General features: G+C 62.2%; 20 protein-coding genes. 15 read left to right on the top strand and 5 right to left on the bottom strand.

The window, feature by feature from the left end:
• Positions 1–17 precede the first annotated feature (17 nt).
• The 13 genes from AC07OT_RS14395 (at position 18) to AC07OT_RS14335 (ending at position 12,472) form a co-directional block, all read left to right on the top strand.
• A complete protein-coding gene (locus AC07OT_RS14395) occupies positions 18–1,283 on the top strand; it encodes a glutamate-5-semialdehyde dehydrogenase (RefSeq protein ID WP_065938368.1) in 1,266 nt (421 codons plus the stop codon).
• Entirely contained in the window at positions 1,283–1,927 is a 645-nt protein-coding gene (gene nadD, locus AC07OT_RS14390; protein ID WP_065910068.1) for a nicotinate-nucleotide adenylyltransferase, read from the top strand. The genes AC07OT_RS14395 and nadD overlap by 1 nt, the downstream gene beginning before the upstream one ends.
• Positions 1,928–1,996: 69 nt before the next feature.
• On the top strand, positions 1,997–2,491 hold the full coding sequence (gene rsfS, locus AC07OT_RS14385) for a ribosome silencing factor (protein WP_003176298.1): 495 nt from the start codon (positions 1,997–1,999) through the stop codon (positions 2,489–2,491).
• 9 nt (positions 2,492–2,500) lie between these two features.
• On the top strand, positions 2,501–2,968 hold the full coding sequence (gene rlmH, locus AC07OT_RS14380) for a 23S rRNA (pseudouridine(1915)-N(3))-methyltransferase RlmH (protein ID WP_003176297.1): 468 nt from the start codon (positions 2,501–2,503) through the stop codon (positions 2,966–2,968).
• Between the two features lie 15 nt (positions 2,969–2,983).
• Entirely contained in the window at positions 2,984–4,882 is a 1,899-nt protein-coding gene (gene mrdA, locus AC07OT_RS14375) for a penicillin-binding protein 2 (protein ID WP_065938366.1), read from the top strand.
• Between the two features lie 31 nt (positions 4,883–4,913).
• On the top strand, positions 4,914–6,017 hold the full coding sequence (gene rodA / locus AC07OT_RS14370) for a rod shape-determining protein RodA (protein ID WP_051429342.1): 1,104 nt from the start codon (positions 4,914–4,916) through the stop codon (positions 6,015–6,017).
• A 17-nt stretch (positions 6,018–6,034) separates the two neighbouring features.
• Positions 6,035–7,045 carry a lytic murein transglycosylase B gene (mltB, locus tag AC07OT_RS14365; protein WP_027605237.1) on the top strand — a complete coding sequence of 337 codons (1,011 nt, stop codon included), beginning with the start codon at positions 6,035–6,037 and terminating at the stop codon, positions 7,043–7,045.
• Positions 7,045–8,043 (top strand): septal ring lytic transglycosylase RlpA family protein, encoded by a 999-nt coding sequence (locus AC07OT_RS14360; RefSeq protein ID WP_141156097.1) that lies wholly within the window; start codon positions 7,045–7,047, stop codon positions 8,041–8,043. The genes mltB and AC07OT_RS14360 overlap by 1 nt, the downstream gene beginning before the upstream one ends.
• 176 nt (positions 8,044–8,219) lie before the next feature.
• Positions 8,220–9,377 carry a D-alanyl-D-alanine carboxypeptidase family protein gene (locus AC07OT_RS14355; RefSeq protein WP_027605239.1) on the top strand — a complete coding sequence of 386 codons (1,158 nt, stop codon included), beginning with the start codon at positions 8,220–8,222 and terminating at the stop codon, positions 9,375–9,377.
• Positions 9,378–9,461: 84 nt separating this feature from the next.
• Positions 9,462–9,737, top strand: coding sequence for a DUF493 domain-containing protein (locus tag AC07OT_RS14350; protein WP_027605240.1), 276 nt, complete (start codon positions 9,462–9,464; stop codon positions 9,735–9,737).
• Positions 9,737–10,384, top strand: coding sequence for a lipoyl(octanoyl) transferase LipB (lipB, locus tag AC07OT_RS14345; RefSeq protein ID WP_027605241.1), 648 nt, complete (start codon positions 9,737–9,739; stop codon positions 10,382–10,384). The genes AC07OT_RS14350 and lipB overlap by 1 nt, the downstream gene beginning before the upstream one ends.
• A 26-nt stretch (positions 10,385–10,410) precedes the next feature.
• Positions 10,411–11,412 carry a lipoyl synthase gene (lipA, locus tag AC07OT_RS14340; RefSeq protein ID WP_057444888.1) on the top strand — a complete coding sequence of 334 codons (1,002 nt, stop codon included), beginning with the start codon at positions 10,411–10,413 and terminating at the stop codon, positions 11,410–11,412.
• Between the two features lie 139 nt (positions 11,413–11,551).
• Positions 11,552–12,472, top strand: a complete 921-nt coding sequence (locus AC07OT_RS14335) for a S66 peptidase family protein (RefSeq protein WP_495102482.1) — start codon at positions 11,552–11,554, stop codon at positions 12,470–12,472.
• A gap of 68 nt (positions 12,473–12,540) precedes the next feature.
• Here AC07OT_RS14335 and AC07OT_RS14330 read toward each other — a convergent pair whose 3' ends face one another.
• The 5 genes from AC07OT_RS14330 to leuS form a co-directional block, all read right to left on the bottom strand.
• Complete coding sequence (locus AC07OT_RS14330) at positions 12,541–13,866, bottom strand: lytic murein transglycosylase (protein ID WP_092488468.1); 1,326 nt, start codon at positions 13,864–13,866, stop codon at positions 12,541–12,543.
• A 61-nt stretch (positions 13,867–13,927) separates the two neighbouring features.
• Positions 13,928–14,092 (bottom strand): alternative ribosome rescue factor ArfA, encoded by a 165-nt coding sequence (gene arfA / locus AC07OT_RS14325; protein WP_003176285.1) that lies wholly within the window; start codon positions 14,090–14,092, stop codon positions 13,928–13,930.
• Positions 14,093–14,297: 205 nt separating this feature from the next.
• The gene (holA, locus tag AC07OT_RS14320) at positions 14,298–15,335 is read right to left on the bottom strand and encodes a DNA polymerase III subunit delta (protein WP_495108343.1); all 1,038 of its coding nucleotides are present in this window, start codon (positions 15,333–15,335) and stop codon (positions 14,298–14,300) included.
• A gap of 39 nt (positions 15,336–15,374) precedes the next feature.
• A complete protein-coding gene (locus AC07OT_RS14315) occupies positions 15,375–15,980 on the bottom strand; it encodes an LPS-assembly lipoprotein LptE (protein ID WP_065938361.1) in 606 nt (201 codons plus the stop codon).
• Between the two features lie 88 nt (positions 15,981–16,068).
• Positions 16,069–18,675, bottom strand: a complete 2,607-nt coding sequence (leuS, locus tag AC07OT_RS14310; RefSeq protein ID WP_495108342.1) for a leucine--tRNA ligase — start codon at positions 18,673–18,675, stop codon at positions 16,069–16,071.
• 261 nt (positions 18,676–18,936) lie between these two features.
• On the opposite strand from leuS, the gene AC07OT_RS14305 reads away from it, so the two are divergent.
• Complete coding sequence (locus tag AC07OT_RS14305) at positions 18,937–19,254, top strand: hypothetical protein (protein ID WP_115487516.1); 318 nt, start codon at positions 18,937–18,939, stop codon at positions 19,252–19,254.
• 97 nt (positions 19,255–19,351) lie between these two features.
• Positions 19,352–20,113, top strand: a complete 762-nt coding sequence (locus AC07OT_RS14300; RefSeq protein WP_027605248.1) for a YdcF family protein — start codon at positions 19,352–19,354, stop codon at positions 20,111–20,113.
• Positions 20,114–20,172 lie beyond the last annotated feature (59 nt).

Raw genomic sequence — 20,172 nt, 5'->3', positions numbered from 1 at the left:
GCCAAGACTCCCTGACCATGACTGAGTCCGTTCTTGACTACATGACCCGCCTGGGTCGCGCTGCCCGTCAGGCCTCGCGGTTGATCGCCCGTGCGAGCACCGCGCAGAAGAACCGTGCCCTGCTGGCCGCCGCGGATGCTCTGGACGCTTCGCGCTCCGAGCTGACTGCCGCCAACGAACTGGACCTGGCCAACGGCCGCGCCAATGGCCTCGAGCCCGCCTTGCTGGACCGCCTGGCGCTGACGCCGGCACGTATCGACGACATGATCGAAGGGTTGCGTCAGGTGGCCAAGCTGCCTGACCCCATCGGTGAAATTCGCGATATGCGTTACCTGCCGTCCGGTATCCAGGTCGGCAAGATGCGCGTGCCCCTGGGCGTGATCGGCATCATCTATGAGTCGCGCCCGAACGTGACCATCGACGCCGCGAGCCTGTGCCTCAAGTCGGGCAACGCCACCATCCTGCGTGGCGGTTCCGAGGCGATCAATTCCAACCGCGCCATCGCCGCCTGCATCCAGCAGGGCCTGGCCGTGGCCGAGTTGCCGGCCGAAGTGGTGCAAGTGGTGGAAACCACCGACCGCGCCGCTGTCGGCGCGCTGATCACCATGCCGGAATTCGTCGACGTGATCGTGCCGCGCGGTGGCAAGAGCCTGATCGAGCGCGTCAGCCGCGATGCCAAGGTGCCAGTGATCAAGCACCTGGACGGCGTGTGCCACGTGTACATCGACATCGCCGCCGACATCGACAAGGCGATCCGCATCGCCGACAACGCCAAGACCCACCGCTACGCGCCGTGCAACACCATGGAAACCCTGCTGGTGCACGTCGGCATTGCCGAGCGCGTGCTGCCGCCGCTGGCTGCCATCTACCGTGACAAGGGCGTGGAGCTGCGCGGTTGCGAACGCACCCGTGCGCTGTTGGGCGCGGACGTGATCGAAGCCACCGAGCAGGACTGGTACACCGAGTACACGGCGCCGATCCTGTCGATCCGTATCGTCGACGACCTGGACCAGGCCATCGAACACATCAACACGTACGGCTCCAAGCACACCGACGCCATTGTCTCCGAGCATTTCAGCGATGCCCGGCGTTTCCTCACCGAAGTGGACTCCGCTTCGGTGATGATCAACGCCTCGACGCGCTTTGCCGACGGCTTCGAGTACGGCCTGGGGGCGGAGATCGGCATCTCCACCGACAAGCTCCACGCACGCGGCCCGGTTGGCCTGGAAGGCCTGACCAGCGAGAAGTACGTGGTGTTCGGCGACGGTCATGTGCGCACTTGATGGCTAAACGCATCGGGCTGCTCGGCGGTACCTTCGACCCCGTGCACATCGGCCATTTGCGCAGTGCCCTGGAAGTCGCGGATGCCTTGGCGCTGGATGAACTGCGCCTGATCCCTAATTTCCGGCCGCCCCATCGCGATACCCCGCAGGTGTCGCCGCAGCAGCGCCTGGAAATGGTGCGCCTGGCCGTAGAAGGCATACCGCCGCTGGTGGTGGACGATCGTGAGCTCAAGCGCGATAAACCGTCCTACACTGTCGACACCCTGGAGCTGATGCGCGCCGAGTTGGCCGCGGATGACCAGTTGTTTCTGCTTTTGGGCTGGGACGCATTTTGCGGCCTGCCCTCTTGGCATCGCTGGGAGGAACTCCTCCAGCACTGCCACATCCTGGTTTTGCAACGCCCGGATGCCGACAGCGAACCGCCGGATGCCTTGCGCAACCTGCTGGCCGCGCGGTCGGTAAGTGACCCCTTGGCCCTGACCGGGCCGAACGGGAATATTGCATTCGTCTGGCAGACCCCGCTTGCGGTGTCCGCCACCCAGATCCGTCAACTGCTGGCCAGCGGGAAGTCGGTACGTTTCCTGGTGCCTGACGCGGTCCTGGCCTACATCGATGCGCACGGGCTTTACCGTGCGTCGAACTGAAAAGGCGCGCTTGAACGCACGAACACTCGTGCAGCGAGCGCCCGAACATATGAGCAAAACGAGTTTTTTATGACGAACAAAGACGTAAGCAAAGTAAAACGCAAAGGCACGTTCAAAAGCGCCCCGCTGCCGGTTGAAGCCCACGTTGGCCCGGAACTGGCTGGCGAAGAGCTGGTGAAAGTCGCCGTTGCCGCCCTGGAAGACGTGAAGGCCCAGGACATCCAGGTCCTGGACGTACGCGACAAGCAGAGCATCACCGACTTCATGATCATCGCCACCGGTACCTCCAACCGCCAGATCGGCGCGATGCTGGACAAGGTTCGCGAAGCCGTCAAAGCCCAAGGCGTGAAGCCACTGGGTGAAGAAGGCAAGGGCGACAGCGACTGGGTGCTGCTGGACATGGACGACGTGATCGTTCACATGATGACCAGCAATGCCCGCCAGTTCTACGACCTGGAGCGTCTGTGGAAAGGCGCCGAGCAGAGCCGTGCCGCCGATGGCAAGCACCACAGCCCGGAAGTGGGCCACGCGCACTTCGACAAGCTCAACAAAGACCAGGAATAAGGAACGGCTGTGCGCCTGCGTCTGATTGCTGTCGGTTCACGCATGCCCAAGTGGGTGGAAGAAGGCTGGCACGAGTATGCCAAGCGTCTGCCCGCCGAGCTGTCGCTGGAACTGGTGGAGATACCGCTCAACACCCGGGGCAAGAATGCCGACGTGGCGCGCTTCATCCGTCAGGAAGGCGAGGCGATGCTGGCCAAGGTCGGCCCCAACGAGCGCATCGTCACCCTCGAAGTGCACGGCAAACCCTGGAGCACCGAGCAACTGGCGGTGGAACTGGATCGCTGGCGCCTGGACTCACGCACCGTCAACTTCATGGTCGGCGGCCCCGAAGGGCTGGCGCCGGAAGTCTGCGCGCGGGCGGACCAGCGCTGGTCGCTGTCGGCGCTGACGCTGCCGCACCCGTTGGTAAGGATCCTGATCGGTGAACAGCTGTATCGCGCCTGGACAGTTCTGTCCGGGCACCCTTACCACAAATAATCTGCGCCCCTCCCGATGACCCAGCCGATCCGCATCAAGGACCACGAGAAAGACGCACGTCTGGTACGCGCGCGGGTGGTGTTTGGCGCGATCATGGTGGTGGCGCTGATCGGGGTGCTGATTGCGCGCCTGTATTTCCTGCAGGTGATCCAGTACGACTACCACTCCACGTTGTCGGAAAACAACCGCGTGCATGTGCAGCCGATTCCGCCGACCCGTGGGCTGATCTTCGACCGCAATGGCGTGGTGGTGGCGGATAACCGGCCCAGCTTCAGCCTGAGCATGACCCGCGAGCGTTCCGGCGACTGGCAGCAGGTCCTCGATGTCATCGTCGAGGTGCTGCAGTTGACCCCGGAAGATCGGGCGATCTTCGAAAAACGCATGAAGCAGGGGCGTCGGCCGTTCGAACCGGTGCCGATCCTGTTCGAGCTGACCGAAGAGCAGATTGCGCGGATCGCGGTGAACCAGTTCCGCCTGCCGGGTGTGGAAGTGGTGGCGCAGCTGGTGCGCCACTATCCCCAAGGGCCGCACTTTGCCCACTCCGTCGGCTATATGGGGCGGATCAACGAGAAAGAGCTTAAAAGCCTCGATCCTGTCAATTACAGCGGCACCCACCATATCGGCAAGACCGGCATCGAGCGTTTCTACGAGCCCGAACTGCACGGCCAGGTGGGTTACGAAGAAGTCGAGACCAACGCTCGCGGCCGCGTGCTGCGGGTGCTCAAGCGTACCGACCCGGTGCCGGGCAAGGACATTGTGCTGAGCCTGGACATCAAGCTGCAGGAAGCCGCCGAGATGGCCCTGGGTGGCCGGCGTGGCGCGGTGGTGGCGCTGGACCCGAAGACCGGCGAAGTCTTGGCCATGGTCAGCCAGCCGAGTTTCGACCCCAACCTGTTCGTGACCGGGATCAGCTTCAAGGCCTACGCCGAGTTGCGCGACTCCATCGACCGGCCGCTGTTCAACCGCGTGTTGCGCGGCCTGTACCCGCCGGGTTCGACCATCAAGCCGGCGGTGGCGATTGCCGGTTTGGACGCGGGCGTGGTCACGGCTTCCAGCCGGGTATTCGACCCGGGCTACTACATGCTGCCCAACTACGACCACAAGTACCGCAACTGGAACCGTACCGGTGACGGCTATGTCGACCTGGATACCGCGATCATGCGTTCCAACGACACCTATTTTTACGACCTGGCCCACAAGCTCGGGATCGACCGCTTGTCCGCCTACATGGGCAAGTTCGGCCTCGGTCAGAAAGTCTCCCTGGATATGTTCGAAGAATCCCCTGGCCTGATGCCATCGCGGGAGTGGAAGCGTGCGACCCGCCGCCAGGCATGGTTCCCGGGCGAAACCCTGATCCTCGGCATCGGCCAGGGCTATATGCAGGCCACGCCTTTGCAACTGGCCCAGGCCACGGCGCTGGTGGCCAACAAAGGCATCTGGAACCGTCCGCACCTGGCCCGGACCATCGAAGGCGAAAAGCCTGTGGATGAAAACCCGATCCCCGACATCGTACTGCGCGACCCGTCCGACTGGACCAAGGTCAACCACGGCATGCAGCAGGTGATGCACGGCGCACGCGGGACCGCGCGCAAGGCGGCGATCGGTGCGCAATACCGTATCGCCGGCAAGAGTGGTACCGCCCAGGTGGTGGCGATCAAGCAGGGCGAGAAGTACGACCGTTCCAAGGTCCAGGAACGCCACCGCGACCACGCCTTGTTTGTGGGTTTTGCCCCGGCCGACGACCCGAAAATCGTGGTGGCGGTGATGGTCGAGAACGGCGAGTCCGGCTCCGGTGTGGCGGCGCCTGTGGTGCGCCAGGTGATGGACGCCTGGTTGCTGGCCGACGACGGCAGGCTCAAGCCCGAATATGGCGGCCCCCCTTCAACCCCAGAGGTTACGGCCAGTGAAGAGTAATTTTGACCGCATCCTCTCCAGCGAGGATGTGATGCGTCGCCGCGCGACTTTGTTGCAGCGCATGCACATTGATGGCCCGTTGCTGATCCTGCTGCTGACCCTGGCGGCCGGCAGCCTGTTCGTGCTGTATTCGGCCAGCGGTAAGAACTGGGACTTGCTGATCAAGCAGGCTTCGTCGTTTGGCCTGGGCCTGCTGTCCATGGTCGTGATCGCCCAGCTGGAGCCGCGTTTCATGGCGCGCTGGGTGCCGCTTGGCTATGTGGCCGGGGTGTTGCTGCTGGTGGTGGTGGACGTCATGGGCCACAACGCCATGGGCGCGACCCGCTGGATCAACATTCCGGGGGTGATTCGCTTCCAGCCGTCGGAATTCATGAAAATCCTGATGCCGGCGACGATCGCCTGGTACCTGTCCAAGCGCACCTTGCCGCCGCAGCTCAAGCATGTGGGGATCAGCCTGATTCTGATCGGCATCCCCTTTGTGCTGATCGTGCGCCAGCCGGACCTCGGTACTTCGCTGCTGATCCTGGCCGGCGGTGCGTTCGTGCTGTTCATGGGCGGGCTGCGCTGGCGCTGGATCCTCAGCGTGCTGGCGGCGGCAGTGCCGGTGGCCGTGGCCATGTGGTTCTTCTTTATGCACGACTACCAGAAACAGCGGATCCTGACGTTCCTGGATCCCGAAAGCGACCCGCTCGGCACCGGTTGGAACATTATCCAGTCGAAGGCGGCCATCGGTTCCGGCGGTGTATTTGGCAAGGGCTGGCTGCTCGGCACCCAGTCGCATTTGGACTTTCTGCCCGAAAGCCACACCGACTTCATCATTGCGGTGATGGGCGAAGAGTTCGGCCTGGTGGGCATTTGCGCGTTGTTGCTGATCTATTTGCTATTGATTGGTCGTGGCCTGGTGATTACCGCACAGGCGCAGACGCTGTTCGGCAAATTGCTCGCCGGCAGCCTGACCATGACTTTTTTTGTTTACGTTTTCGTCAACATCGGTATGGTCAGTGGCCTGCTGCCGGTGGTTGGGGTGCCGTTGCCGTTCATTAGCTACGGCGGAACTTCGCTGGTGACATTGCTGTCAGCGTTTGGGGTTTTGATGTCGATTCATACGCATCGCAAGTGGATCGCACAGGTTTGAATAAGGTGAAGATGTCAATGCAAGTAATGCGCGGCTGGGCGACTCGGCATGCGTCCTGGATGGGCCTGATTGGGCTGCTGGGGGCAACGCACGAGGCGCAGGCCGGTGACTACGATGGCTCACCCCAGGTCGCCGAATTCGTCGGTGAAATGACCCGCGACTACGGCTTCGCCGGTGAACAGCTGATGGGCGTGTTCCGCGAAGCCCAGCGCAAGCAGGCGATCCTCGACGCGATTTCTCGCCCCGCCGAGCGCGTGAAACAGTGGAAGGAATACCGTCCGATGTTCCTCACCGACGCCCGCGTGGCCCGGGGGGTGGACTTCTGGCGCCAGCACGAGGCCGTGTTGGCCCGCGCCGAGCAGGAATACGGCGTGCCGGCCCAGGTCATCGTTGCGATCATTGGTATTGAAACCTTCTACGGGCGCAATACCGGCAGTTACCGGGTGATCGACGCTTTGTCGACCCTGGGCTTCGATTACCCGCCGCGCGCCGACTTTTTCCGCAAGGAACTGCGTGAGTTCCTGCTGTTGGCCCGTGAAGAGCAGGTCGACCCGCTGACCCTCAAGGGTTCCTACGCCGGTGCGATGGGCTTGCCGCAGTTCATGCCGAGCAGCTTTCGCGCCTACGCGGTGGATTTCGACGGTGACGGGCACATCAATATATGGAGCAATCCGGACGATGCCATCGGCAGTGTGGCCAGCTACTTCAAGCGCCATGGCTGGGTCGGTGGCGAGCCGGTGGTGATCCGCGCCGACGTCAGCGGGGAGCGTGCCGATGAAGGCCTGACCCAGGGTATCGAGCCGGCCAAGACCGTCGGGGAGTTGCGGGCGCTGGGCTGGTCGAGTCAGAATGCGCCACGCGACGATATGCCGGTGACGGCATTCCGCCTCGAAGGTGAAAACGGCCCTGAATACTGGATGGGCCTGAAGAATTTCTACGCAATCACGCGTTATAACCGCAGTGTGATGTACGCCATGGCCGTGCATCAGCTGTCAGACATGCTGGTCCAAGCACGGGGCAACAAGTAATGCGGGCATCGCCGTTCAATCAACCGCTCAAGCTGGTGGCGTTCGCCGCGTTGTCCCTGCTCGTCGTCAGTTGTTCCACCAGCCGTGGCCCGGTACAGAAGTCCGGCGGCACCGCGGTGCGTTCCCAGCCAGGGCTGGACATCAACCGCGCGCACAAAGATGGCGCACCGTGGTGGGATGTCGACGTGTCGAAGATCCCGGACGCCACGCCGACCCTGCACACCGGCCCGTACAAGGCCAACCCCTATACGGTGCTGGGCAAGTCCTACTTCCCGCTGCAGGACTCCAAGACCTATGTGCAATCGGGCACGGCGTCCTGGTATGGCACCAAGTTCCACGGCCAGAACACCGCCAACGGCGAAGTCTATGACCTGTACGGCATGAGCGCGGCCCACAAGACCCTGCCGCTGCCCAGCTATGTTCGCGTGACCAACCTGGACAACAACCGCACGGTGATCCTGCGGGTCAACGACCGTGGGCCGTTCTATTCGGATCGCATTATCGACTTGTCCTACGCCGCCGCGAAAAAACTCGGCTATGCCGAAACCGGTACCGCGCGGGTCAAGGTCGAAGGCATCGATCCGGCGCAGTACTGGGCCCAGCGTGGCAAGCCCGCGCCGTTGATGCTCAACGAGCCGCAGAGTGCGCAGCCGCAAGTGACGGCATCCACCGGCAAGATCGAACAATGGACACCGCCACCGCAGCAGCACGCACCGGATACGGTGGTCGTGCCCCATGCGGCACCGGGCGCCGCGGTCGCGGGCGGGCAATACCTGCAAGTGGGGGCTTTCGCCAACCCGGATGCGGCAGAACTGTTAAGGTCCAAGCTCAGCAGCATGGTCAGCGCGCCGGTATTCATCAGCTCCATCGTGCGTAACCAGCAAACGTTGCACCGTGTGCGCATGGGCCCGATCGGTTCGCCGAGCGAGGTTGCGCAAGTGCAGAACAGTGTGCGCCTGGCCAACTTGGGGCAACCCAGCGTGGTCACTGCCGAATAATAAATTGATGGTTGAGGCTCGCATACGGGCCTGGACCCTGGTTGTTGGCTCGTTGAACAATAAAACCCAGGGGCAAGGGGTGAGCGGGCAACCGAACACGCGACAGTCTGGTAGCGGGCTGTCTGAATAAGTTTTGCCCGCGAGGGCAAGTTTCCATAAGCAATTTCGAGAGACGGATGAACATCACCACCTTAGCCAAACGCACGTGCCTGCTTCTTTCGCTGATCATCACCCCGGCCGCCTGGGCGGTTGAAATGGTACCGGCTTCACCGCAACTGGCCGCCAAGTCCTGGGTCCTCATGGATGCCGCCAGTGGCAACGTGCTGGTCGAGAGCAATGGTGACCAGCGCCTGCCACCGGCCAGCCTGACCAAGCTGATGACCGCCTACATCGCGACCCTGGAAATCCGTCGCGGCCAGATCGGCGAAAACGACCCGGTGACCGTCAGCGAAAACGCCTGGCGTACCGGCGGTTCGCGGATGTTCATCAAGGTCGGCTCGCAAGTCACTGTGAGCGACCTGCTGCACGGCATCATCATCCAGTCCGGTAACGACGCCAGCGTCGCCCTGGCCGAGCACATCGCCGGCAGCGAAGACGCGTTCGCCGACATGATGAACAAAACCGTGGCCGACCTGGGCATGACCAACAGCCACTTCATGAACCCGACCGGCCTGCCAAACCCTGAGCACTACTCGTCGGCTCACGACATGGCGATCCTGGCGCGCGCGATCATTCGTGTCGACCCGGTGCACTACGCGATCTACTCCCAGAAGGAATTCTTCTGGAACAACATCAAGCAGCCTAACCGCAACCTGTTGCTGTGGCGCGACAAGACCGTCGATGGCCTGAAAACCGGCCACACCGACGAAGCCGGCTACTGCATGGTGTCGTCCGCGGTACGTGATGGCCAGCGCCTGATCGCCGTGGTCTTCGGTACCAACAGCGAGCAGGCCCGTGCGGCCGAGACGCAAAAACTGCTGACCTACGGTTTCCGCTTCTTCGAAACCCAGACCTTCTACCAGAAGGGTGCTGAACTGGCGACCGCGCCGGTATGGAAAGGCGCGACCTCACAGGTCAAGGCCGGCCTGGCTGAAGACCTGACCCTGACCATGCCAAAAGGCCAGCTGAAAAAGCTCGCCGCCAGCATGACCATGAACCCGCAATTGGTTGCGCCAATCGCCAAGGGCGACGTGATCGGTAAAGTCGAAGTGAAACTGGACGATAAGGTGGTGCACAGCGCCGACCTGATCGCGCTGGACGCCGTCGACGAAGGTGGTATCTTCCGCCGCGTGTGGGATAGCATCCGTCTATTCTTCTACGGCTTGTTCAACTGATTGTGTGCACCTGCAAAGCCCCGCGTTGATCCGACGCGGGGCTTTGCCGTCGCCACGGCTTACCGCTTACGAGGCCGTTCTGCCATGACCGATAAAGAAGTAAAGGCGCCAAAGATCGAATTCCCGGTGACGGATTATCCCGTCAAGGTGATCAGCGATACCGGTGTAGGCAACAAAGACAGAATCCTGGATATCGTGCGTAAACACGCGACGATCAATGACAACCGGGTGGACGAGCGTTCGAGCACCAACGGTAAGTACACCACGATCCAGTTGCACATCGTTGCGACCGGTCAAGACCAGCTCTACGACATCAATAGCGAACTGCGGGCCACCGGCTTCGTGCACATGGTGCTGTGATGTCACAAGTCCTGGGCTTTCGCGAGCTCGGCCGGATGGACTACGAGCCCGTCTGGCACGCCATGCAGCGGTTCACGAATGAACGCGGTACTTCGGCGCCCGATGAAATCTGGCTGGTGGAGCACCCGCCGGTGTTCACCCAGGGCCAGGCCGGCAAGGCCGAACATCTGCTGCTGCCGGGGGATATTCCGGTGGTGCAGGTCGACCGAGGTGGCCAAGTGACTTACCATGGGCCCGGTCAACTGGTGGCGTACCTGCTACTGGACGTGCGCAAGCTGGGTTTTGGCGTGCGCGACCTGGTGAGCCGCATGGAGGCTTGCCTGATCGAGCTGTTGGCCAGTTACGGCGTGAGCGCCGCGGCCAAGCCCGATGCACCCGGTGTGTATGTGGACGGCGCGAAAATCGCCTCCCTCGGTTTGCGCATTCGCCACGGTTGTTCCTTTCATGGCCTGGCCCTGAACGTGGACATGGACCTGGCACCGTTCCGGCGCATCAACCCTTGCGGTTATGCCGGGCTGGCAATGACCCAACTGAGCGACCACGCCACACCGATTAAATTTGCCGAGGTAAGTGCCCGGCTGCGTGCGCAGCTCGTCAAACACCTCGACTATGCTGAGCAGACGACCCTCACGGGCGGAATCGACTGATTATGACTACTGATGCAGTGCAAACCATGATCCCGACGCTGGACATCACCGAGCGTCCGGCCCCGGCCCCGCGTGCCAAGGTGGAAGCCGGCGTCAAGCTGCGCGGCGCCGAGAAGGTTGCACGCATCCCGGTCAAGATCATCCCGACCACCGAGTTGCCGAAGAAGCCCGACTGGATCCGCGTGCGCATCCCGGTTTCGCCGGAAGTCGACCGTATCAAGGCCCTGCTGCGCAAGCACAAGCTGCACAGCGTGTGCGAAGAAGCCTCCTGCCCGAACCTGGGCGAATGCTTCTCCGGCGGCACCGCCACCTTCATGATCATGGGTGACATCTGCACCCGTCGTTGCCCGTTCTGCGACGTCGGCCATGGCCGGCCGAAGCCACTGGACGTCAACGAACCGGAAAGCCTGGCCATCGCCATCGCCGACCTGAAACTCAAATACGTTGTGATCACCTCGGTTGACCGTGATGACCTGCGCGACGGCGGTGCCCAGCACTTTGCCGACTGCATCCGCGAAATCCGCAAACTGTCGCCGAACGTGATGCTCGAAACCCTGGTGCCGGACTACCGTGGCCGCATGGACGTCGCGCTGGAAATCACCGCTGCCGAGCCGCCGGATGTGTTCAACCACAACCTGGAAACCGTGCCTCGCCTGTACAAGGCCGCGCGTCCAGGCTCGGACTACCAGTGGTCGCTGACCCTGCTGCAGAAATTCAAGCAGATGATGCCGCACATCCCGACCAAATCCGGCTTGATGCTCGGCCTGGGCGAGACCGACGAAGAAGTGATCGAAGTCATGAAGCGCATGCGCGAACATGACATCGACATGCTGACCCTGGGCCAATACCTGCAGCCGTCGCGCAGCCACTTGCCGGTGCAGCGTTTCGTGCACCCGGACACCTTCGCCTGGTTCGCCGAGGAAGGCTACAAGATGGGCTTCAAGAACGTCGCCTCGGGCCCGCTGGTACGTTCTTCGTACCACGCCGATGAGCAGGCCAAGCTGGTCAAGGCTAGCCTGGTTTCCTGATCGGGGTTCAGACCCAGTGTGGGAGGGGGCTTGCCCCCGATTGCGGTATGTCAGTCGCCACATGTGCTGGCTGATCCACCGCTATCGGGGGCAAGCCCCCTCCCACATTTCGCTCCGCGTTAGTTAGGGAGAGTTGTGTATGACCGCTGCCGTTCCAGCCCTTCGTTCTGAAGGCACCATCGCCCTGATCGCCCCCGCCGGCCCCGCCGTGCTGGATGTTGAAAAGGCCGGCCAATGGATGCGCACGCGCGGCTACGATCTGCGAATTTTCCCCGGTGTCTATGAGCGCGACGGCTACCTCGCCGGCAGCGATGCCGTGCGCCTGCGTGACCTGCACGCGGCTTTTGCCGATCCGCATATCGACGCTATCTTGTGTCTGCGCGGTGGTTACGGCACGCCACGGCTGCTCGACGCGCTGGATTTCGACCTGCTGCGTGCCAATCCCAAGCCGTTCGTCGGCTATAGCGATATCACCGCCCTGCACCTGGCAATCAACCGTTACGCCGGTTTCGTGACCTTTCACGGCCCGATGCTCAACGCCGACCTGCTCGGCGGCAAGCAACCTCCTACCGAGTCGTCATTGTTCAGCCTTCTGCGCGGCCAGTTGGGCGCCGGCAGCGTGCTTGCGCACCCGGTGGCGTACCCGCTGACCACGATCGAGCCTGGCATTGCCTGTGGGCGCTTGCTGGGGGGGAATCTGTCGATGATTGCGGCGGTCATGGGCACACCATACGAAATCGATGCAGAAGGCATCATCCTGTTTATCGAAGACGTCAACGAGCCGATCTACCGCATCGACCGTCTGCTGACCCACCTGCGCCTGGCGGGCAAGTTGGCCCAGGTCGCCGGTGTACTGGTCGGGGATGTGGCGGGTGTGGATAACGTGGCGCTGGAGCGCTTGCTGACGCAGACGTTCGAGCCATTGCGCATACCGGTGCTGGCCGGCTGGCGCAGCGGGCATTGCGATCCGAACCTGACGCTGCCCATGGGCGCCTTGGTACGACTGGATGCGGGGGAGCAGCGGGTGGTGTTGGAGCAGGATGTAGTCTTCAGGTCCTGAATCTGCTGGCGTTTGCTAAACCGCAATCGGGGGCTTGCCCCCGATTGCGGTAGTCGCCATAGGCGGATCTATCGGTTTTGCAGCGACTCCAGCAACTTCACTGTCGGATACCCATCCGCCGGCCAGCCCAACGCCTGCTGCGCCGCCCGAATCGCCTTGCGCGTGTTGGCGCCGATAATCCCGTCCGGGTTGCCCGCGTCATAACCATTGGCGCTCAACGCCGTCTGCAGATCAATGCGCTGGGAGCGACTCAGCGGCAGCTCATCCTTGGGCCAGTCACCACGGATCACACCGCCGCCGCCAAAGCGCTCCGACAACAGGCCCACCGCCAGTGCGTAGGACGACGAGTTGTTGTACTTGAGGATCGCACGGAAGTTATCCAGCACCAGGAACGCCGGGCCACGGTAGCCTGCCGGCAGCAGCAGGGCAGCGGACAGTTGGTCGACGTTCGGCGGCATGCTCGCGCCCGGTGGCAGCTGAATGCCCAGTTTCATCCAATCGGCAATGCTCTTGCGCACGCCGCCGTCAGCCAGGGCGTAGTCGAAGTTCGCCGGCAATTGCTTGACTTCAAAGCCCCACGGCTGGCCCTTCTGCCAGCCGGAGCTTTGCAGGTAGTGCGCGGTCGATGCGAGGGCGTCGGCCGGGCTGTTCCAGATGTCGCGACGACCGTCGCCATCGAAGTCTACCGCGTGGGTGTTGTAAGTGGTCGGAATGAACTGGGTCTGACCCATGGCCCCGGCCCAGGAACCCTTCATCTGGTCGGCGGCGATGTCGCCGTGCTGGATGATCTGCAACGCCGCCAGCAATTGCGCCTGGGCAAAGGCCGGGCGACGGCCTTCATAGGCCAGGGTCGCCAGGGAGCGGATCACCGAATTATTGCCCTGGAACTGGCCGAAGTTACTTTCCATGCCCCATACCGAGACCAGCGCCTGGCGGTCGACGCCATAACGCTGCTCGATGCTTTGCAGGATGTCAGCGTACTTGATCAGCAGCGCCTGGCCATTGCGTACGCGCACAGGCGACAGGGCGCCGTCGAGGTATTCCCACACAGGGCGGGAAAACTCCGGCTGGCTGCGGTCGGCGCGGATCACCGCCATATCAGGGGTGACATTGGCGAATGCGGTGTCGAAAACGTCGGCCGTGATGCCGGCTTGCAGGGCTTGCGCGCGAAAACCGGCCTGCCATTCAGCAAAGGTCTGGGTCGGTTGGATGTCGAGATTATCCACGGCCAGCGGGGCCACGACGGCAGGGGCCACCACGGGGGCGGTCTGGAGCTTCGGCAAGGGTTGGGCATCGGCGGCGGTGGGTTTTTCCGCGCAGGCGACAAGCAGAATGAGGCTGGAGGCAGCGATCAATTGGCGAAGGTGCCAACGACGGGAAAGACAAGAGGGCATGCACAGGTCCAGGAATTACAAATCAGGCACAGACCTTATCATGCCAGAGGGGCGCTTGCCTTCAGGCGGCCAGAAAGTAAGAAGCCTCCCAGCTATTAGACTGGAAGGCTTCGCGGCGGTAGCTGCCTTTGCCCTTGCCGGCGCGTTCCTGACGGCTGCGGAACAGTGGCTGGGCGATGATGGATTTGGCCTTGTTGGGGCCATGCTTGGATGGCTTTTTGCTCATGGTCGATGCTCTTGATAGGGGGAGGTGCGGCGCAAATAATCTGCCGAAGTCAGGTCGCTGTAAAGCCCATGAATTGTAAACGCACTCAAAAATGTGGGGGCTTGCTCCCGATAGCTGTGGCTCAGTCAACAATGCAGTGGCTGACACGCCGCTATCGGGGGCAAGCCCCTCCCACATTGGTTTTGCAGTGTTTTTAAGAGAGGGGTTATTCGGCGGGAAGTGCCAGGCGTTGTCCGGCCATCAACAGCGACAAACGGCTCAAGCTCATCCACGGCGAACCCGCCGCCTGGCCCTTGATCTGTGCATCAATGCGCTGCGCTTCCAGCAACAGCTGCGCCCAGCGTTGCGCCGAGTGCCGTTGCAGGGCTTTGCTCATCAGGGGTTTGCGCTTGTCCCACACTGGTGGTCGCGCCTGGCTGAAGCACTTGTCCAGCGGCGTGCCCTGGCTGTATTGCAGGGCAATATTGGCCAGTACCCGCAACTCCCGGGCCAGGGCCCAGAGAATCACCGGTGGCTCCACACCTTCGCCACGCAGGCCTTCGAGCATGCGCAGGGCATGGGCGGGCTCGCCATTGAGAATCGCATCCACCAGCCCGAACACGTCAAAACGTGCACTGTCTGCCACGGCGCCCTGGACGGTCTCGACGGTAATCTGCCCGTCTTCGGCCATCAGCTTGAGCTTTTCGATCTCCTGGGCGGCGGCAAGCAAGTTGCCTTCGACCCGCGCGGCGATCAGCTCCACTGCATCCTGTGTTGCGGACAGGCCCGCCTGTGACAGGCGTTGGCGAATCCATTGCGGCAGCTGATTGCTGTCCACTGGCCAGATCTGGATGAACTGGGTCTGCGCTCCTTCCACCAGGGCCTTGCCCCACTTGGTCTTCTGCGCGCTGCCGTCGAGCTTGGGCAGGCTGATCAGCAACACCGTGTCTTCGGCGGGCCGCGAGCAGTATTCCATCAGTGCAGCCGCGCCCTTATCACCGGGCTTGCCCGACGGCAGGCGCAGCTCCAGCAGGCGTTTTTCGGCGAACAGCGACATGCTTGCACCGGCTTGCAGCAGCGTGCCCCAGTCGAAACTGGCGTCGGCGCTGAATACCTGGCGTTCATCGAAGCCCTGCTGGCGTGCGGCGGTACGGATGGCGTCGGCGGCCTCCTGGCACAGCAGCGGGTCATCACCGCTGACGATGTAGACAGGCGCGAGGCTACCTTGCAGGTGTTTGGCGAGCTGGGCGGGGGCGAGTTTCATAGGCAGGGTGAACGGGGCGCCTGGGGCGCCCCGTCTGGCTTACTCGACAGGGACTTCAACAGGCGATTGTTTCGGCGTGTTGTCTTCGTACTCTTTCGCTGCTTTCAGCGCGTCGGCATCGGCCTTGGCCTTGTCGTCAGCACGTTGCTGCAAGGTTTCGAGTTGTTGCGGAGTCAGCATCGACAGGCGCAGCATCATGCGTTGCACCAGTTCGCGACGCATTTCCTGGCGTACCTGGATGATTTCGGAGTCCGAACCCACCAAGTTGTTACCGTCGTGGCTGACGATCTTCTGCACCTGGATGTTGTCATTCATCAACGGCAGGTGGTCGCGGCCCTGGATTTCAAAACTGAGCACGGTGCTCAGTTCGACATCGGACGCACGCCCGGCGCTGGCGTAGCTCAGGCTGCGCTGGGTTTCTTTCTCGTTAGCCAGGAACAGCTTGTAGGTCGCGCCGGTATAGACGTGCACGCCGCTGTTTTCCAGAACCTGCCGCAGTTGGGTCACTGTTTCGCTGTAGGCGTCGCGAGCGCTGAGGTCCAGTTCCTTGATCGTCAGGTTATTGGTGCCGGTGCCGCGCAGCTGGAAGCCGCAAGCGCTCAGCAGTACGGCGAGACCCATAACCAGCAGATTGCGTTTGATCATTTTGTTGCTCCCCTTGAAACCATGTGGGCCTTATCGAGGCCCTGAAGGCTTTGTTCGGCGCAGGGCTTGAGCCCCACGCCCGATCCGATTAGCTAGCGACGATATTGACCAGTTTGCCAGGCACCACGATCACCTTGCGGATCGTCAGGCCTTCGGTAAAGCGCAGTACGTTCTCGTTGACCCGTGCGGCCGCTTCGACTTCTTCACGGCTGGCACTGGCGGGCATGTCGATCTGGCCGCGCAGTTTACCGTTGACCTGGATCACCAGTTGCAGCGTGTCCTGTACCAGGGCGCTGTCATCCTGTACTGGCCAGCGCGCATCAATCACAGCATCTGTGTGGCCCAGGCGGCTCCACAGTTCGTGGCTGATGTGCGGCGTGATCGGCGCCAGCAGCAGGGTGACCGTTTCCAGGCCTTCCTGTACCAGTGCGCGATCCTGTGCGGTGGCTTGCGGGGCTTTTTCCAGCACGTTCATCAGCGTCATCACCTGGGCGATGGCGGTGTTGAACTTGTGGTTCTGGCCCACGTCCTGGCTGGCTTGCTTGATGGCCAGGTGAGTGCTGCGGCGAATGAGTTTCTGCTCGTCGCTCAACGACGCCACGTCCAGCTTGGCCGGCAGGCCCTGGCTGACATGGGCGTGCGCCAGGCGCCAGACGCGCTTGAGGAAACGGTGCGAGCCTTCGACGCCGGAATCGGACCATTCGGCGCTCATGTCAGGCGGCGAGGCGAACATCATGAACAGGCGGCAGGTGTCGGCGCCGAACTGGTCGATCATCGACTGGGGGTCGACGCCGTTGTTCTTCGACTTGGCCATCTTCTCGGTGCCACCGATTTCCACCGGCAGGCCGTCGGCGATCAGTCTGGCGCTGATGACCTTGGCTTTGCTGTCGCGCTCAAGCTCGACGTCAGCCGGGTTGAACCAGGTGTAGGCGCCATTGGCTTCGCGACGATAGTAGGTCTCGGCGATCACCATGCCCTGGGTCAGCAGGTTCTTGAACGGTTCGTTGGAACTCACCAGGCCTTCGTCGCGCATCAGCTTGTGGAAGAAGCGCGCATACAGCAGGTGAAGGATGGCGTGTTCGATACCGCCGATGTACTGATCCACCGGCAACCAGTGGTCGGCTGCGGATTTCTCTACCAGGCCGCCCTCGTAGTGCGGCGAGGCGTAGCGGGCGTAGTACCACGAGGACTCGACGAAGGTGTCCATGGTGTCGGTTTCACGCTTGGCAGGCTGGCCGCATTTCGGGCAACTGCATTCGTAGAACTCGGGCATGCGCGCCAATGGCGAACCGGCGCCGTCCGGCACCACGTCTTCCGGCAGGACGACCGGCAACTGGTCTTCCGGCACCGGTACGTCACCGCAGGTCTGGCAGTGGATGATCGGGATCGGGCAGCCCCAGTAGCGCTGGCGGCTGATGCCCCAGTCGCGCAGGCGGAACTGGGTGCGCGAGGCACCGAGATTCTTCTTGATCAATGCGACTTCGATGGCGTCGAAGGCACCGGCGAAGTCCAGGCCGTCGAACTCACCGGAGTTGATCAGCGTGCCGTGCTCGTTGTAAGCGTCCTGCCATGGGGCCGGGTTGGTGTCGCCCGAACTGGTCCGGACCACGGACTTGATCGGCAGGTTGTATTTGACCGCAAATTCAAAATCGCGCTCGTCGTGGGCCGGCACAGCCATTACTGCGCCATCGCCGTAGTGCATCAGCACGTAGTTGGCGACCCATACCGGCAACTTCTCGCCGGTCAGCGGGTGCTCGACGAACAGGCCGGTCGGCAGGCCTTTTTTCTCCTGGGTGGCGACGTCGGCTTCGGCCACGCTGCCGCCTTTGCATTCGGCGATGAACGCCTGCAGCTCAGGATTGTTCTGTGCGGCCTGGGTAGCCAGCGGGTGCTCGGCGGCCACGGCGACGTAGGTCGCGCCCATCAGGGTGTCCGGACGGGTGGTGAAGACTTTGAGTGCGCCTGCTTCGCCGATGGAGTCGACGTTGTAGGGGAACTGCACTTCCATGCCCTTTGACTTGCCGATCCAGTTGCGCTGCATGGTCTTGACCTGTTCAGGCCAGCCCGGCAAATCGTCGAGGCTCGACAACAGTTCATCCGCGTAGGCGGTGATCTTGAAGTAGTACATCGGGATTTCGCGCTTTTCGATCAGCGCGCCGGAGCGCCAGCCGCGACCGTCGATCACCTGTTCGTTGGCGAGGACGGTCTGGTCGATCGGGTCCCAGTTCACGGTGCCGCTTTTTTTGTAGATCACACCTTTTTCGAACAGGCGGGTGAACAGCCATTGTTCCCAACGGTAGTAATCCGGCTTGCAGGTGGTGACTTCGCGGGACCAGTCTACCGCCAGGCCCAGGCTGCGCAGCTGGGTCTTCATGTAGGCGATGTTTTCGTAGGTCCACTTGGCGGGGGCCACGTTGTTTTTCATCGCGGCGTTTTCCGCCGGCATGCCGAAGGCGTCCCAACCCATGGGTTGCAGGACGTTCTTGCCTTGCATGCGCTGGTAGCGGGAGATGACGTCGCCGATGGTGTAGTTACGCACATGCCCCATGTGTAGCTTGCCGCTGGGGTAAGGGAACATCGACAGGCAGTAGAACGTCTCCTTGCCTGGCTGTTCACTGACTTCAAAGGACTTTTGCTCGTCCCAGAAGGTTTGGGCGGCATTTTCTATTTCACGGGGCTGATATTGTTCGTGCATGGCTACTTTTGAACTGAATAGGGGTGGCCTAATCCTCTTCGGTGCAACGTTCAGGTTGTTCGACACCAAAAAGCGGCGCGTCCGTGCCCAAACCCTGCGGGAAGTGGAGTTACAGGAAGCGCCGTAGCATACATGACCCCACTCTATCGAGGGAAACCCTGATTGCGCGGCAAGGGCCGTCTGTCGCGGCGCCGGGCAGGCGCACCCACGGGGACTACGCTGTTTATTGGGGAGCAAGTCTTTCTTCAATGAGGTGAGGGGATGGTTGAATCGCAGCGAATCGCAACGAAACCGGAAATCTACGAAGGACTGATCGACCGATTGGGTCGTGCATTGGATGCAGCGAGGACCGCGGGCCGATTGCGTGATGAACGGCCCGTCGAGTTGGAACTGCGCGGCTTGAGCCGTGCGGAGCTGGAACTGATCAAAGCTTACCTGGAACGTAATAGGCGCAGTGCGCCTCCTTGGGTGGCAACCCCGCCAGCCAAAGAACCTACGCACTCAGCCAAGGTGGTGTGGCTCAAGGACTTGTCGGCCGGTCGTGGCCCGGAAAGGCTCCGGTCCGCCCGCTTCAAGTAGTTCACTCCCCAGGAACACATCATCGTGCCATGTCACTGTAAAGATTGTCGCTAAACCCCGTTACACCTTAGGCTTCGGGCATCTATGGAGATGCCCGATGCCTATTCGTTATTTCATCAAACAACTGCTCCTGCCACCCGGCATTCTCTTGCTGCTGCTGGCCCTTGCCTGGTGGTTTCGTCGCAGCCGCCCCCGTTTGGCCGGCTGCTGTTTTGCCCTCGGGTTTGGCGGCATGTGGTTGATCAGCCTGCCGGTGGCGGTGGAGTGGGGCGCACGTGCCCTGGAGACCGAACCACCGTTGGCCCGTGAAGACTGGTCGACCCTGGCCCAGCGCGCCGATGCCATTGTGGTGCTGGGCTCGGGACGCGAGCGCGGCGACCCGGCCTGGGGTTCTGATCAGCCGACCGGTATCGGCCTGGAGCGCCAGCGGTATGCCGCGCGGCTGGCCAAGGCCTCCGGGCTGCCGGTGTTGACGACCGGTGGCCTGCATTACGGCACTCCGCCCAGCGAGGCGCAGTTGATGGCGGTGTCGATGCAGGATGACTTCGGCGTTGCTGTGCGCTGGAAGGAAGAACGCAGCCGCACCACCTGGGAAAACGCGCAGATGAGTGCCGGGATTCTATTGCCCGAGGGCATCAAGCGTGTGGTGGTGGTGACCCAGGCCTGGCACATGCCGCGGTCGGTGTGGAGTTTTGAAAAGGCCGGCTTCACCGTGGTGCCGGCGCCGGTGGGGTTCCTCGGCGTGGACAACGCCCGGCCGCTGGGCGGCTGGATGCCGGAGTTCAAGTCGGTGTGGCAGAGCGGGCAGTTGATCAATGAAGCGGTGGGACAGCTAGGCTACCGGTTGTTCTATCGATAACCCTGCTGATTAAAATGCAGATCAAAGTGTGGGAGGGGGCTTGCCCCCTCCCACATTTT

The sequence above is a fragment of the Pseudomonas sp. GW821-FHT09C10 genome (assembly GCF_059418085.1).
The sequence above is the reverse complement of the archived record's forward strand: the minus strand, read 5'-3'. Positions and strand labels throughout refer to the sequence as shown.

Coding starts and splice junctions, on each gene's coding strand:
- AC07OT_RS14395 (WP_065938368.1), top strand. CDS start 18: ATGACTGAGTCCGTTCTTGACTACATGACCCGCCTGGGTCGCGCTGCC.
- nadD (WP_065910068.1), top strand. CDS start 1,283: ATGGCTAAACGCATCGGGCTGCTCGGCGGTACCTTCGACCCCGTGCAC.
- rsfS (WP_003176298.1), top strand. CDS start 1,997: ATGACGAACAAAGACGTAAGCAAAGTAAAACGCAAAGGCACGTTCAAA.
- mrdA (WP_065938366.1), top strand. CDS start 2,984: ATGACCCAGCCGATCCGCATCAAGGACCACGAGAAAGACGCACGTCTG.
- rodA (WP_051429342.1), top strand. CDS start 4,914: ATGCGTCGCCGCGCGACTTTGTTGCAGCGCATGCACATTGATGGCCCG.
- mltB (WP_027605237.1), top strand. CDS start 6,035: ATGCAAGTAATGCGCGGCTGGGCGACTCGGCATGCGTCCTGGATGGGC.
- AC07OT_RS14360 (WP_141156097.1), top strand. CDS start 7,045: ATGCGGGCATCGCCGTTCAATCAACCGCTCAAGCTGGTGGCGTTCGCC.
- AC07OT_RS14355 (WP_027605239.1), top strand. CDS start 8,220: ATGAACATCACCACCTTAGCCAAACGCACGTGCCTGCTTCTTTCGCTG.
- AC07OT_RS14350 (WP_027605240.1), top strand. CDS start 9,462: ATGACCGATAAAGAAGTAAAGGCGCCAAAGATCGAATTCCCGGTGACG.
- lipB (WP_027605241.1), top strand. CDS start 9,737: ATGTCACAAGTCCTGGGCTTTCGCGAGCTCGGCCGGATGGACTACGAG.
- lipA (WP_057444888.1), top strand. CDS start 10,411: ATGATCCCGACGCTGGACATCACCGAGCGTCCGGCCCCGGCCCCGCGT.
- AC07OT_RS14335 (WP_495102482.1), top strand. CDS start 11,552: ATGACCGCTGCCGTTCCAGCCCTTCGTTCTGAAGGCACCATCGCCCTG.
- AC07OT_RS14330 (WP_092488468.1), bottom strand. CDS start 13,866: ATGCCCTCTTGTCTTTCCCGTCGTTGGCACCTTCGCCAATTGATCGCT.
- arfA (WP_003176285.1), bottom strand. CDS start 14,092: ATGAGCAAAAAGCCATCCAAGCATGGCCCCAACAAGGCCAAATCCATC.
- holA (WP_495108343.1), bottom strand. CDS start 15,335: ATGAAACTCGCCCCCGCCCAGCTCGCCAAACACCTGCAAGGTAGCCTC.
- AC07OT_RS14315 (WP_065938361.1), bottom strand. CDS start 15,980: ATGATCAAACGCAATCTGCTGGTTATGGGTCTCGCCGTACTGCTGAGC.
- leuS (WP_495108342.1), bottom strand. CDS start 18,675: ATGCACGAACAATATCAGCCCCGTGAAATAGAAAATGCCGCCCAAACC.
- AC07OT_RS14305 (WP_115487516.1), top strand. CDS start 18,937: ATGGTTGAATCGCAGCGAATCGCAACGAAACCGGAAATCTACGAAGGA.
- AC07OT_RS14300 (WP_027605248.1), top strand. CDS start 19,352: ATGCCTATTCGTTATTTCATCAAACAACTGCTCCTGCCACCCGGCATT.